At 62.0% G+C, this 12,818-nt stretch carries 12 protein-coding genes; 10 read left to right on the forward strand and 2 right to left on the reverse strand.

Features of this window, described 5'->3' with window-relative positions:
- The first annotated feature begins 55 nt into the window (after positions 1-55).
- The 9 genes from rfbB to C1896_21510 all read left to right on the forward strand — a co-directional run bounded on the left by rfbB (position 56) and on the right by C1896_21510 (position 10,268).
- The gene (rfbB, locus tag C1896_21470; protein ID AZZ47274.1) at positions 56-1,129 is read left to right on the forward strand and encodes a dTDP-glucose 4,6-dehydratase; all 1,074 of its coding nucleotides are present in this window, start codon (positions 56-58) and stop codon (positions 1,127-1,129) included.
- Positions 1,126-1,998: a glucose-1-phosphate thymidylyltransferase gene (rfbA, locus tag C1896_21475; GenBank protein AZZ47275.1), complete on the forward strand. Its 873-nt coding sequence runs from the start codon at positions 1,126-1,128 to the stop codon at positions 1,996-1,998. The genes rfbB and rfbA overlap by 4 nt, the downstream gene beginning before the upstream one ends.
- The gene (gene rfbC / locus C1896_21480; protein ID AZZ47276.1) at positions 1,995-2,540 is read left to right on the forward strand and encodes a dTDP-4-dehydrorhamnose 3,5-epimerase; all 546 of its coding nucleotides are present in this window, start codon (positions 1,995-1,997) and stop codon (positions 2,538-2,540) included. Before rfbA ends, rfbC begins: the two co-directional genes overlap by 4 nt.
- Positions 2,537-3,448 carry a dTDP-4-dehydrorhamnose reductase gene (gene rfbD, locus C1896_21485; GenBank protein ID AZZ47277.1) on the forward strand — a complete coding sequence of 304 codons (912 nt, stop codon included), beginning with the start codon at positions 2,537-2,539 and terminating at the stop codon, positions 3,446-3,448. The genes rfbC and rfbD overlap by 4 nt, the downstream gene beginning before the upstream one ends.
- Positions 3,449-3,549: 101 nt before the next feature.
- Positions 3,550-5,349 carry a sensor histidine kinase gene (locus C1896_21490; GenBank protein AZZ47278.1) on the forward strand — a complete coding sequence of 600 codons (1,800 nt, stop codon included), beginning with the start codon at positions 3,550-3,552 and terminating at the stop codon, positions 5,347-5,349.
- 1 nt (position 5,350) lies between these two features.
- On the forward strand, positions 5,351-6,742 hold the full coding sequence (locus tag C1896_21495; GenBank protein ID AZZ47279.1) for a Fis family transcriptional regulator: 1,392 nt from the start codon (positions 5,351-5,353) through the stop codon (positions 6,740-6,742).
- Between the two features lie 382 nt (positions 6,743-7,124).
- Positions 7,125-8,120, forward strand: a complete 996-nt coding sequence (locus C1896_21500; protein ID AZZ47280.1) for a C4-dicarboxylate ABC transporter — start codon at positions 7,125-7,127, stop codon at positions 8,118-8,120.
- Positions 8,121-8,360: 240 nt separating this feature from the next.
- A complete protein-coding gene (locus tag C1896_21505) occupies positions 8,361-8,987 on the forward strand; it encodes a TRAP transporter small permease (protein ID AZZ47281.1) in 627 nt (208 codons plus the stop codon).
- Positions 8,988-10,268, forward strand: coding sequence for a C4-dicarboxylate ABC transporter permease (locus C1896_21510; GenBank protein ID AZZ47282.1), 1,281 nt, complete (start codon positions 8,988-8,990; stop codon positions 10,266-10,268).
- A 60-nt stretch (positions 10,269-10,328) separates the two neighbouring features.
- On the opposite strand, the gene C1896_21515 is transcribed toward C1896_21510, so the two are convergent.
- Positions 10,329-10,937, reverse strand: a complete 609-nt coding sequence (locus tag C1896_21515) for a 2OG-Fe(II) oxygenase (GenBank protein ID AZZ47283.1) — start codon at positions 10,935-10,937, stop codon at positions 10,329-10,331.
- Between the two features lie 107 nt (positions 10,938-11,044).
- Here C1896_21515 and C1896_21520 point away from each other — a divergent pair, with 107 nt between their 5' ends.
- Positions 11,045-11,797 (forward strand): hypothetical protein, encoded by a 753-nt coding sequence (locus tag C1896_21520; protein ID AZZ47284.1) that lies wholly within the window; start codon positions 11,045-11,047, stop codon positions 11,795-11,797.
- A 25-nt stretch (positions 11,798-11,822) separates the two neighbouring features.
- Here the strand turns inward: C1896_21520 and C1896_21525 are convergent, their stop codons facing one another.
- Complete coding sequence (locus C1896_21525) at positions 11,823-12,761, reverse strand: alpha/beta hydrolase (GenBank protein AZZ47285.1); 939 nt, start codon at positions 12,759-12,761, stop codon at positions 11,823-11,825.
- Positions 12,762-12,818: the final 57 nt, after the last annotated feature.

The following is a 12,818-nucleotide window of genomic DNA, read 5'->3' on the forward strand; positions in this document are numbered from 1 at the left end:
TGCCGACATGCCAAGAGCCTGTAGCTCTGTAGCGCGCCAAGGAAGCCACTCAATCATGCGCATTCTCGTAACCGGCGGAGCCGGATTCATCGGCTCTGCTCTGATCCGCCATCTGATCAAAGACACCGGGCACAGCGTCCTTAACCTAGACAAGCTGACCTACGCCGGCAATCTCGAGTCGCTGGCTGAAGTCCACAGCAGCGACCGCTACCAATTCCTTCAAGCCGATATCGCCGATCGCGAACGCGTCAGTGAAGCGCTGCTGGAATTCCAGCCGGACGCCATCATGCACCTGGCCGCCGAATCCCATGTCGATCGCTCGATTGACGGCCCGGCCGAGTTCATCCAGACCAACATCGTCGGCACGTATCAGCTGCTCGAGGCAACACGTGCCTATTGGCAGTCGCTGCCAGCCGAGCGCCGCGAAGCCTTCCGCTTCCACCACATCTCCACCGACGAGGTGTACGGCGACCTGCACGGTGTCGACGATCTGTTCACCGAAACCACACCCTACGCGCCCAGCTCGCCCTATTCGGCCAGCAAGGCCTCGTCGGACCATCTGGTTCGCGCCTGGCAGCGCACCTATGGCCTGCCAGTACTGATCACCAATTGCTCGAACAACTACGGGCCGTATCACTTCCCCGAGAAGCTGATTCCGCTGGTGATTCTCAACGCGCTGGATGGCAAGCCGCTGCCGGTCTATGGCAACGGTACGCAGGTACGTGACTGGCTGTTCGTCGAGGACCATGCGCGCGCCCTGTTCAAGGTGGTCAGCGAAGGCCAGGTCGGCGAGACCTACAACATCGGCGGTCACAACGAGCAAAAGAACATCGACGTGGTGCGCGGCATCTGCGCCTTGCTCGAAGAGCTGGCGCCGCAGAAGCCCGAAGGCCTTGAGCGTTTCGAGGATCTGATCACCTTCGTCAAGGACCGCCCCGGTCACGACCTGCGCTACGCCATTGACGCCAGCAAGATCGAGCGCGAGCTCGGTTGGGTCCCGCAAGAGACTTTCGAGACCGGCCTGCGCAAGACCGTGCAGTGGTATTTGAACAACCTCGAATGGTGCCGTCGCGTCCAGGACGGCAGCTATCAACGTGAGCGCCTCGGCGCCTTGGAGCAAAGCGCATGAAAGGAATCATCCTAGCCGGAGGCTCCGGCACCCGTCTGCACCCCATCACCCTGGGCGTATCCAAGCAGCTACTGCCGATCTACGACAAGCCGATGGCCTATTACCCAATATCGGTGCTGATGCTCGCCGGGATTCGCGACATCTTGCTGATTTCAACGCCGCAGGACCTGCCGCAGTACAAGAACCTGCTGAGTGATGGCAGCCAGTTCGGCGTGCACATCAGCTACGCCGAGCAGCCGTCGCCGGACGGTCTGGCCCAGGCCTTCCTGATCGGTGAAGAGTTCATTGGCGACGACTCGGTGTGCCTGATCCTCGGCGACAATATCTTCCATGGTCAGCACTTCACCGAGAAGCTGCAGCGTGCTTCGGCACAGAAGAAAGGCGCCACGGTATTCGGCTACTGGGTCAAGGATCCGGAGCGCTTCGGCGTGATCGATTTCGACGAGACCGGCAAAGCCCTGTCCATCGAAGAAAAGCCGGCGAAGCCGAAGTCCAGCTATGCCGTGACCGGTCTGTATTTCTACGACAACGACGTCATTGAGATCGCCAAGTCGATCAAGCCCTCGCCGCGCGGAGAGCTCGAAATCACTGACGTCAACAATGCCTATCTCAAGCGCGGCGACCTGAATGTCGAGCGCTTCGGCCGCGGCTTCGCCTGGCTCGACACCGGCACCCACGACAGCCTGCTGGAAGCCTCGCAGTACGTGCAGACCATCGAGCACCGTCAGGGTCTGAAGGTCGCGTGTCTGGAAGAGATCGCCTATCAGCACAAGTGGATCGACCGCGAACAGCTCTTGCAGCGCGCCGATGCCCTGGGCAAGACCGGCTACGGCCAGTACCTGTTCAAGCTGGCGGGTGAAGACGCATGAAGGTCATCGAAACCGACATTCCCGATGTGCTGATTATCGAGCCCAAGGTCTTCGGCGACGAACGCGGTTTCTTCTACGAGAGCTTCAACGCGGCCGCTTTCGAAGCGGCCACGGGGCTCAAGCGCCAGTTCGTTCAGGACAATCATTCCAAGTCCCAGCGCGGCGTGCTGCGCGGCCTGCACTATCAAATTCAGCAGCCCCAGGGGAAGTTGGTGCGGGTCGTGGCCGGCGAAGTATTCGATGTCGCGGTGGATCTGCGCCGCAGCTCGCCGACGTTCGGTCGCTGGGTCGGCACCCGCCTGAGTGCCGATAACCAGCGCCAGCTGTGGGTCCCGGAAGGCTTTGCTCATGGTTTTGTGGTGCTCAGCGAGAGCGCCGAATTCCTCTACAAGACCACCGACTACTACGCGCCAGCCCATGAGCGCTCGTTGCTCTGGAATGATCCGCAGATCGGCATCGACTGGCCATTCACCGAGCCGCCCCAGCTTTCGAAGAAAGACATCGACGGCAAAGTACTCAGCGAAGCGGAGCTGTTTGCATGAAAATCCTCGTCACCGGTAGTTCGGGGCAACTGTCTCGGGAGCTGCAACTGGCGCTTGCCGGTGAAGGAAAAGTGCTCGCGCTGGGTCACAAGCTGCTGGACCTGGCCGAGCCGGCACAGATTCGTCGACAGGTTCGCCTTTTGCGTCCCGACCTGATCATCAACGCGGCCGCCTACACCGCGGTTGACCCCGCGCAAGACGACCGTGAGCGAGCCTTTGCAGTGAACGCTATCGGCCCTGGCGTGCTCGCAGAGGAAGCGGCAGCCCTGGGTGTACCGCTGATCCACTATTCCACCGACTACGTCTTCGACGGCCGCAAGAACGGGCCCTACAGTGAAGAAGATGTGCCGGCCCCGCTGAGCGTATACGGAGCGAGCAAACTGGCCGGTGAACAAGCAATTCAGGCCGTCGGCGGCGACCATCTGATCCTGCGCACCAGCTGGGTCTACTCGTTGCACGGGCGCAACTTTCTGCTAACCATGCGACGCCTGCTCCAGGAACGCGACTCGCTGTCGGTGGTCGACGATGAGATCGGCGCGCCAACCTGGGCCGGCACCATCGCAGCGGTCACCGCCGAGATGGTACGCAAACGGCGCAGCGGTGCAGGTGGGCCCAGCGGGCTCTATCATCTGACCGCCAGAGGGGAGACGTCTTGGTACGGCTTCGCCTGCCACATCGCTCAACATCTTCAGAGCCAGGGCCTGCTGCGCGCAAGGATCGAGCCGATCCTGTCTGCCAATTACCCCACAGCTGCTCAGCGGCCGCTCAATTCCCGCCTCAGCTGCGCGCGCCTGCAGCGCGATTGGCAGATCACCTTGCCAGACTGGGAAACCGCCCTGCAGCAGTGCCTTGGCACTATGCCCCATGCTCAAGCGGATCACAGCGCACCGGCTGCGCAAAGCGTCTGATAGTACCGACGCCGCCCCGGGCGACTGTGCCGCTCACCCCGCCGCAAGCACCAAAGCGGGTCGGACGTGCATAATGGCGCCCGAACCACAGGCGCATCTGCATGACTTCACCCGATTCCCCCCGCCGCCCTCGCTGGCGCAACCTGGCCGTGGTTGCATTGTTACTGGCGCCGCTGCTGTGGCCGCTGCAGCAACTGGCCAACCGTTATTACAGCAACGAGCTGATCGAGCAGAACCGCCAGACGCTCGATCTTTACGTCGCCAACCTGCTCGGCTCGCTGCGCCGCTACGAAGTGCTGCCGCGCATCCTCGGTGACCTGCCGACCCTGCGCACGGCGCTGCGTCAGCCCGACAACCCAGCCGCCAAGGACCAGGCCAACCGCCTGTTGGATCAGCTGCGCAAGGAAACCGGCGCCGATGTGATCTATCTGATGGCGCCGGACGGCGACACGCTGGCCGCGTCGAACTGGAACGAGGAAGACAGCTTCATCAGTCGGAATTTCGCCTTCAGGCCCTATTTCCGAGAAGCCATGGCCGGCCAGCTTGGCCGCTTCTTCGGCCTCGGCACCACCTCGGGCAAGCGCGGCTACTACTTCGGGGCCGCTGTCCGCGATGGCGACGAGATCCTTGGCGTGCTGGTGGTCAAGGTGGACCTGGACCATACCGAGACGCTATGGGGCAGCACGCCCGAGCAACTGATGGTGACCGACAGTTTCGGCGTGGTGATCCTCACCTCGAAACCAGAATGGCGGTTCCGCGCCAGCCGTGCACTGGATATTGAGGAGCGCGAGCAGATCGCCTCTGAACGCCCCTACCCAACGCTAGAACCCCGTGACCTGACGCTCGATATCGACACCTGGCTGATTCAGAGCCGCGAACTCAAGGAAACCGGTTGGACGGTGCGCATCCTGGCGCCGATCAGCCTGGTCGAACGACCCGTGCAGACGGTCGTCGCGATCGGTGCGGCGACCCTCGCAGCGCTCTTGCTGTTGCTTGGCCTGCTGATGCAGCGGCGTCGCCATTACCTCGAGCGTATCGCCCTCGATGCCAAAGCGCGGCAACAACTCGAGCGCCGCGTGCAGGAACGGACCTACGACCTGGAAGCCCTGAACAGCCGACTCAAGGAAGAGGTGCTGGAACGCGAGCAAGCTCAGCAGGAGCTGGTCCGCGCCCAGGACGAGTTGCTGCAGGCCGGCAAGCTGTCGGCGCTCGGCACCATGTCAGCGAGCATCAGCCATGAACTCAACCAGCCGCTTGGAGCGATTCGCAGCTATGCCGACAACGCCGGCGTCCTGCTCGACCAGCAGCGAAACGACGAGGCGCGCGACAACCTTCGGCTGATCAGCGAGCTGACCGCGCGCATGGCTTCGATCATCGCTCATCTGCGTGCCTTCGCCCGCCGCGACCGCCATGCCCCGGAGCGAGTTGCGCTGCAGCCGGCGCTGGACGACGCGCTGGCGTTGCTGGCCAAGCGGCGTCAGGCCATGGGCGTAGAACTGATTCGTGACCTACCGGACGCCACACTCTGGGTTCAAGCCGGCGAGACGCGACTACGGCAGATTATCTCCAACCTGTTGAGCAACGCCTTGGACGCGCTGGTCGAGCGCCCGCCGGTGCGTCGTATCTGGCTCCGCGCCGAGCGGCAGGGCGAGGGTGTGCTGCTGACCTTGCGCGATAACGGACCGGGCTTTTCCGACGAGGCGATGCAACGGGCCCGCGAGCCCTTCTTCACCACCAAGACCAGCGCTCAGGGGTTGGGCCTGGGGCTGGCCATCTGCGATACCCTGGCCCGAGCCCTGGACGGTGAACTGATCCTGGCCAACCATCCAGAGGGCGGCGCGCAGATCAGTCTTTACCTGCATTGCGCTGACCCCGGTGTCGCCTTTCCAAGCGAGGACTAGCATGACCCACCCGATCGACCCGCAGACTCAGGTCATCCTGGTCGATGACGATCCCCATCTGCGTAAGGCACTGAGCCAGACCCTCGACCTCGCCGGGCTAAAGGTGCTCAGCCTGAGCGATGCACGCGGCCTTCCAGGCATGCTGCCAGTGGAGTGGGGTGGAGTAGTGGTCAGCGACATCCGCATGCCCGGCATAGACGGCCTGGAGCTGCAGCAACAGCTACATGCGATCGACCGCGAGCTACCGGTTCTGCTGATTACCGGCCATGGTGATATCCAGCTGGCGGTTCAAGCCATGCGCGCCGGTGCCTATGACTTTCTTGAGAAACCCTTCCCCAGCGAGGCACTGCTCGACAGCGTCCGGCGCGCCCTCGCCCTACGCCAGCTGGTGCTCGACAACCGCAGCCTACGCCTGGCCCTGGCCGACCGTCAGCAGTTGTCGACCCGGCTTCTCGGCCAATCACCTGCCATGCAGCGCCTTCGTGAGCAAATCGGCGCGCTTGCCGGGACCCAGGCCGACGTACTCATCCTTGGCGAAACCGGCGCGGGCAAAGAGGTCGTAGCCCGTGCGCTGCACGACCTTTCCAGCCGTCGCAGCGGGCCGTTCGTGGCAATCAATGCCGGGGCGCTGGCCGAGTCGGTGGTCGAGAGCGAGCTGTTCGGGCACGAAGCCGGAGCCTTTACCGGCGCGCAAAAACGCCGTATCGGCAAGTTCGAGTTCGCCAACGGTGGCACCCTGTTCCTAGACGAGATCGAGAGCATGAGCCTGGATGTCCAGGTAAAGCTGCTGCGCATGCTGCAGGAGCGGGTCGTCGAGCGACTCGGTGGCAACCAGTCGATCCCGCTGGACATCCGGGTGATCGCCGCGACCAAGGAGGATCTGCGCCAGGCCGCAGACCAAGGCCGCTTCCGCGCCGATCTCTATTACCGCCTGAATGTCGCCCCCCTGCGCATCCCGCCGCTGCGCGAACGCAGCGAGGACCTGCTGTTCCTGTTCCAGCATTTTGCCGAGACCGCCGCGAGCCGCCACGCCCTGCCGATCCGTGAGCTGCGTCCGGAGCAGCGTGCACAGCTGCTTCGGCATGCCTGGCCGGGCAATGTGCGTGAATTGCAGAACACCGCAGAACGCTTCGCGTTGGGGCTTGAACTGGGTCTCGATGATCCCACTCATGCTGCTGAAGCCAGCGGTACCGAATCAGCCCACGGGCTTGGCGAGCAAGTAGACGCGTTCGAGCGCGCCCTGATCGCAGCCGAACTCGCGCGGCCCCATAGCTCGCTGCGCAGCGTTGCTGAGGCCCTGGGTCTGCCGCGCAAGACGCTGCACGACAAACTGCGCAAGCACGGCCTGGTGTTCAATGATGCTGGCGGAACCCCGCCCGAGGATAACGAATAGCTGGCGGATTTCCGCCAAGCCTTCCTACACTGCAATCAAATCATAGTGTCCATGGCCAAGCCGACATGGTTTGGACATTTTTATCTGGCTGAATGGCGGCGTCTTGCCCTGGTATTGCAACCTGACGAAACCTGCGAGCTAGACGCATTAGGCTGAGAAACATTCGTCAGTATTTAGCCATCATGCGAGTAAACTTCCGCCTCACGGGCGCCAGTTGCATGCATCTGGCACAGCACTTGCTCCCGCAAACTCAATGAACCGGCAAGTCCAGCCGCAATCCGGCGCGGCGATTTATTCAATGGCGCCTAGACTTGTCTTGCTGGTTACAGCCGAGCTCCTGCCTGATTGCAGCGGCTCATCCACAACAAGAGGAAACACAACAATGTTCAAGCTGACTGCCACAGCGCTCGCCTGTGCTCTGTCCCTCGGTATCGCAAGCCTGGCCCAGGCCGCCGACCCGATCCTGATCAAGTTCTCCCACGTAGTTGCCGAAAACACCCCGAAAGGTCAGGGTGCCGTCATGTTCAAGAAGCTCGTTGAAGAGCGTCTGCCCGGCAAGGTGGAAGTCCAGGTTTACCCGAACTCTTCCCTGTTCGGCGACGGCAAGGAAATGGAAGCGCTGCTGCTGGGCGACGTACAGCTGATCGCTCCGTCGCTGGCCAAGTTCGAGCATTACTCCAAGGGCGTTCAGGTGTTCGACCTGCCGTTCCTGTTCGACAACATCCAGGCGGTTGACCGCTTCCAGCAGAGCGATGCCGGCCAGAAGCTGCTGAGCTCGATGGAAGACAAGAACATCACCGGCCTGGCCTACTGGCACAACGGCATGAAGCAGCTGTCCGCCAACAAGGAACTGCGTGAGCCGAAAGACGCCCGTGGTCTGAAGTTCCGTGTACAGGCCTCCGCCGTGCTGGACGAGCAGTTCAAGGCCCTGCGCGCCAATCCGCGCAAGATGAGCTTCGCCGAGGTCTACCAAGGCCTGCAGACTGGCGTGGTCAACGGTGCCGAGAACCCTTACTCGAACATCTACTCCCAGAAGATGCATGAAGTGCAGAAGCACATCACCGAGTCCGACCACGGTCTGCTCGACTACATGCTGATCACCAACACCAAGTTCTGGGACGGTCTGCCGGAAGACGTTCGCACCGAGCTGGACCAGATCATCGACGAAGTCACCGTTGAGGTGAACAAGCAGGCCGATGACCTGAACCAGAAAGCCAAGCAGGACATCCTGGCTGCTGGCACCACCGAAATCCTCGTCCTGACTCCGGAAGAGCGTGCCAAGTGGCGCGAAGCCATGAAGCCCGTTTGGAGCAAGTTCGAGAACGACATCGGTACCGACCTGATCAAGGCCGCCGAAGAAGCCAACAAGGCCCAGTAAGGCCTTGCCGGAGGGCAGCCACAAGCTGCCCTCCGCGTTCCGAATAGAGCAATACCAGCCACATCGACAGACCAGTGAAAAGACAACCCAGCCAGGCAATACCTACGGCGCGGTGATCCCGAGCCAGCTGCCTGTACAACAAGAGTTTTTCATTGCTCTGTCACCCGGTTACCCCACCGGCCCATGGCGCACGTTCTGTACGCCCACCGAAACAATGCAATCCATCAGGAGATGTCATCCATGAACGCCCTCTGGCGCGTCTGGGACCACTTCGAAGAAGCGTTTATCGCCTTCCTTCTGGCCGCCATGACCTTGGTGACCTTCGTTTACGTGGTCTTGAATAACCTCTACACCGTGTTCTACAGCCTCGGCGATCGCTACGAGGGTGCCAGCGATCTGTTCTTCGCCATGGGTGACTTCACCATCGGCCTGGCGCAAGAGATGACCTGGAGCACGGCACTGACCAAGGCACTATTCGCCTGGCTGATCTTCTCCGGCCTGGCATACGGTGTGCGCACCGCCGGCCATATCGGCATCGACGCGCTGGTCAAACTGGCGCCGCGCCACATCCAGCGCTACATCGGCTTCGTTGCCTGCCTGTTCTGCCTCGGTTATGCAGGCATGCTGGCCTTCGCCAGTTTCAATTGGATTTCGGCGCTGTTCACCGCCGACATCGGCGCGGAAGACCTCGGTCATTTCGGGATCAAGCAGTGGCACATCGGCATGATCGTGCCGATTGGCTTCGCCATGGTCTTCCTCCGTTTCGCCGAAATCTTCGTACGCATCCTGCGTAACGAGCAAACCGGCCTAGGCCTGGCAGACGAAGCCGCCGAAGCCGCGAAACTGGGCGCAGAGGAGCCGAAGTAAATGACCATCCTGTTCCTCTTTGTCGCGCTCTTCGCGCTGATGTTCATCGGCGTGCCGGTGGCCGTTTCCCTCGGCCTGGCCGGTTCGCTGACCATCCTGCTGTTCAGCCCGGATTCGGTCACTTCGCTGGCGATCAAGCTGTTCGAGACGTCCGAACACTACACGCTGCTGGCCATTCCGTTCTTCCTGTTGGCCGGCGCGTTCATGACCACTGGCGGCGTCGCCAAGCGACTCATCGACTTCGCCAACGCCAGCGTCGGGCACATCCGTGGTGGCCTGGCCATCGCGGCGGTGCTGGCCTGCATGCTGTTCGCCGCGTTGTCCGGTTCTTCGCCGGCAACGGTCGCCGCGGTCGGCTCGATCGCGATTGCTGGCATGGTCCGCTCCGGTTACCCGCAGGCGTTCGGTGCCGGCATCGTCTGTAACGCCGGCACGCTGGGCATCCTGATCCCACCGTCGATCGTCATGGTGGTCTACGCCGCCGCGACTGAAACCTCGGTCGGTAAGCTGTTCATGGCCGGCGTCGTGCCGGGCCTGCTGCTGGGTATCGCGCTGATGGCCGCCATCTACATCATCGCGGTGAAAAAGAACCTGCCGGCGCTGCCGCGAGCCACCTTCCGCGAGTGGCTCTCTGCCGCACGCAAGGCGGTCTGGGGTCTGCTGCTGATGGTGATCATCCTCGGCGGTATCTACTCCGGCATGTTCACCCCCACGGAAGCGGCTGCAGTGGCGGCTGTGTACTCAGCTTTCATCGCGCTGTTCGTCTACAAGGACATCACGATACGTGATTGCCCGAAGGTACTGCTGGAGTCGGGCAAGCTGTCGATCATGCTGATGTTCATCATCGCCAACGCCATGCTCTTCGCGCATGTGCTGACGACTGAACAGATCCCGCAGCAGATCACTGCCATGGTCCTCGAGGCCGGCCTGCAACCCTGGATGTTCCTGCTGGTGGTGAACATCGTCCTGCTGATCGCCGGTGCATTCATGGAGCCGTCGGCCATCATCCTGATCCTGGCGCCGATCCTGTTCCCGATCGCCATGGAACTGGGCATCGATCCGATCCACCTGGGCATCATCATGGTGGTGAACATGGAAATCGGCCTGATCACGCCTCCGGTGGGCCTGAACCTGTTCGTCGCCTCGGCCGTGACCGGCATGCCGGTCACTCAGGTAATCCGTGCGGTCATGCCGTGGCTGGCGATGATGCTGGCCTTCCTCGTCCTCATCACCTACGTGCCGTCGATCTCGCTGGCGCTGCCGAATCTGTTAGGCATGTAACGCCGTTTGTAGCACCGCTTCCCTATTGGCCCGGCTTATGCCGGGCTTTTTTTGCCCGCGCTACAGCGCAAGCACATCTGCAGGACGCCGGCGAAACCAGCCCGTCAGGGAGAGGCGGTCGGTATGGGTGACCAGCACTTCGTGAGGGAACTCGCCCGACAGGAAAACCAGCAGATCACCCGCAAGCGGCGGAATGTCGCGCTGCGAGCCGTCAGCGAAATGCATGCGCAACTCTCCCCCATCAGCGGGTTGCCAGTCCGGATTGAGGTAGACCACCGCGGTAACGCAGCGGCTGTCGTCGTCTCGGAAGCGATCCAGATGCGTCTGATAGAAAGCGCCCGGCGGATAGAGGGCGAAATGGCATTCGAACTCTTCCAGACCGAGGAACAGCGTCTGGTTCATGCGTAATCGAAGTCCATCCATCAGCTCCAGATAGCGGTCACACAACGGCGACTGGCCCGGTTCAAGCCATTGAATCTGATCGCCACGTATTCCTTCGCGGATTGTCAGCGCATCGCCGCGGCCGATACCCGCCGGGGCCAGCGCACCTTGTGCCTCGCGCTTGCGGCACTCCGCTGCCAAACCGAGGGTCAGATCATCTGACAGGAACGAATGACGTAGCGACCAGCCATGCTCGGCGAGGTCGTCAATGATGGGATCGAACTGCAAGGAAGAGACTCCGAAAGGACTGCGTGGAGTCTAGCAGCAGCGCTTTCGCGCCTCGACAGCAGCCGTCAGGGCGCTGAAAATAAACTGCCCGCCAGACAGGAGCTTCCATGCGCGCTTTAATCGCTTGTGTATTACTTGCCTTCAGCTTCAACACCCTCGCCGATACCTACGACGAGCTGTACGAGACCGCTGGCTGGACCGAACAACGCGCCAATTTCAGCGATGCCCTGACCGCCGCTCAACAGCGCTACAAGAACACCCTGCCACCCGCCGTTTACCAGGCGCTGGTTACCAACAGCAATCGCCGTTTCGCGGTTAACGCCATCGATCAGCGGGCCAAGCAGGCGCTGCGCGAGAGCCTCGCCAATCCGCAACCAGCGCTGGAGTTTTTCCAATCTCCGCTCGGCCACAAGGTGGTCGCGGCCGAGACGTTGGCCGGACGCCGCGAGCAGCTGGCCAGATACGAAAACGGCATTCCGCGAATGGAGGTCGGCAGCAACCGGCAGCTGTTGATCCGTCATCTGGCCCAGGCGCTGCCGGCTGCCGAAGCCGGTGCTGAGGTCAGCCTGGCGTTGGCCGGTGTCGCAGCCGATAGCCTCAGCCAGATGATCCCGGGCTTGCTCGGCGGCGGCCAGGCGCAGGGCCTGTTAGACAGCCAACGCGAGCGTTTGCAGCAACAGGTCGAGAGCGACCTGGACAACACGCTGCTGTATATCTATCGCGATCTCTCCGATGCCGAACTGGAGGAGTTTGTCCAGTTCGCCCAGTCGGAGGCCGGTCAGCGCTATTACAGCGCAGCGCTGCAAGCCCTGCGTGCCGGGCTTGCGGTCGGATTGAGCGGCAACGAGACTCAGGCGTAAGCGGTCTCTCAGCCAACGCGCCGAGCTACTTCAAGCGTTCGCTGAGAAACTCGAAATATTCACGGCGTAGGGCTTCTTGCTCATTGACCAGATGATGCCTCGCTGCGGGTAGCCGAAGAATCTCAGGGGCAGCGAACTTGTCTTGCAAGACCGGCAGGTTGTGTTGCCAGTCGACCGTCATGTCGGCCTCTCCCTGAACAATCAGCGGGCTGTACAGGCTGGCAGGCGCGCCTTCGATACGCTGGATCCAGCGCGACAGCGCGCCCACCCAGGCGGTCGGCAGGATATCGGGCTGCAGCGGATCGTGGGATTGGATGAACTGGAGAAACGCCGGATCGCCTGAGTTTTCACTGAAGCGCCGGGGAATCTGCTGGACGAAGCGTCGCATCACTTCATAACTGAAGCGGGACCATCCCCAGGCTCGTGGCCGCACCAAGGGCGCCAGCAGAATGCTCTGCCCCAGCGCTGGGTGCACCGGCTGACAGAGCAGGTAATCCAGCACGATGGCGGCGCCAGTGCTCTGCCCCAGCAAATGCCAAGGATGCGGCAGATTCATCGCAGCGGCTTCGTGCAGCAGGCCCTGCAGCACGGCCTGGTATTCGTCGAATTCATTGATGCTGGCGCGAGGCCCGCTGGAAAGTCCATGCCCCGGCAGGTCGCAGGCGAGCACGGCGAAGCCCATGCGCAACCCCCAATCCACTACGTGCCGGTACAGGCCCATATGGTCGTAGTAACCGTGCAGGACCAGCAGTGTCGCGACCGGCTGCTCCGGGCACCACACTTGTGCCACCACCTCATAACCGTGTACCTGAAACCGCCCCAGGCGCCGCTGGATACCGCCGTGGTGAGGCAGATCCAACCCATAGTAGGCCTGATAGAAGCGTGCATCGGCGGTAAGCTCGGCCGCGTGGCGAAGTGGGCTTAATTGTGCGCGGAGTGCGTCGGGATCGATTCGCGAAGGCATGAGCGGTTTTCTTGCTAGGAGTAAGCGAGATATTCAGCTCTGCAGCGCGACGTGGCA

The organism is Pseudomonadaceae bacterium SI-3 (assembly GCA_004010935.1).
Lineage (GTDB): Bacteria > Pseudomonadota > Gammaproteobacteria > Pseudomonadales > Pseudomonadaceae > Stutzerimonas.

What these genes read in the sequence shown, in the direction of transcription:
- rfbB (AZZ47274.1), top strand. Translation starts at nt 56, where the DNA reads ATGCGCATTCTCGTAACCGGCGGAGCCGGATTCATCGGCTCTGCTCTG.
- rfbA (AZZ47275.1), top strand. Translation starts at nt 1,126, where the DNA reads ATGAAAGGAATCATCCTAGCCGGAGGCTCCGGCACCCGTCTGCACCCC.
- rfbC (AZZ47276.1), top strand. Translation starts at nt 1,995, where the DNA reads ATGAAGGTCATCGAAACCGACATTCCCGATGTGCTGATTATCGAGCCC.
- rfbD (AZZ47277.1), top strand. Translation starts at nt 2,537, where the DNA reads ATGAAAATCCTCGTCACCGGTAGTTCGGGGCAACTGTCTCGGGAGCTG.
- C1896_21490 (AZZ47278.1), top strand. Translation starts at nt 3,550, where the DNA reads ATGACTTCACCCGATTCCCCCCGCCGCCCTCGCTGGCGCAACCTGGCC.
- C1896_21495 (AZZ47279.1), top strand. Translation starts at nt 5,351, where the DNA reads ATGACCCACCCGATCGACCCGCAGACTCAGGTCATCCTGGTCGATGAC.
- C1896_21500 (AZZ47280.1), top strand. Translation starts at nt 7,125, where the DNA reads ATGTTCAAGCTGACTGCCACAGCGCTCGCCTGTGCTCTGTCCCTCGGT.
- C1896_21505 (AZZ47281.1), top strand. Translation starts at nt 8,361, where the DNA reads ATGAACGCCCTCTGGCGCGTCTGGGACCACTTCGAAGAAGCGTTTATC.
- C1896_21510 (AZZ47282.1), top strand. Translation starts at nt 8,988, where the DNA reads ATGACCATCCTGTTCCTCTTTGTCGCGCTCTTCGCGCTGATGTTCATC.
- C1896_21520 (AZZ47284.1), top strand. Translation starts at nt 11,045, where the DNA reads ATGCGCGCTTTAATCGCTTGTGTATTACTTGCCTTCAGCTTCAACACC.
- C1896_21525 (AZZ47285.1), bottom strand. Translation starts at nt 12,761, where the DNA reads ATGCCTTCGCGAATCGATCCCGACGCACTCCGCGCACAATTAAGCCCA.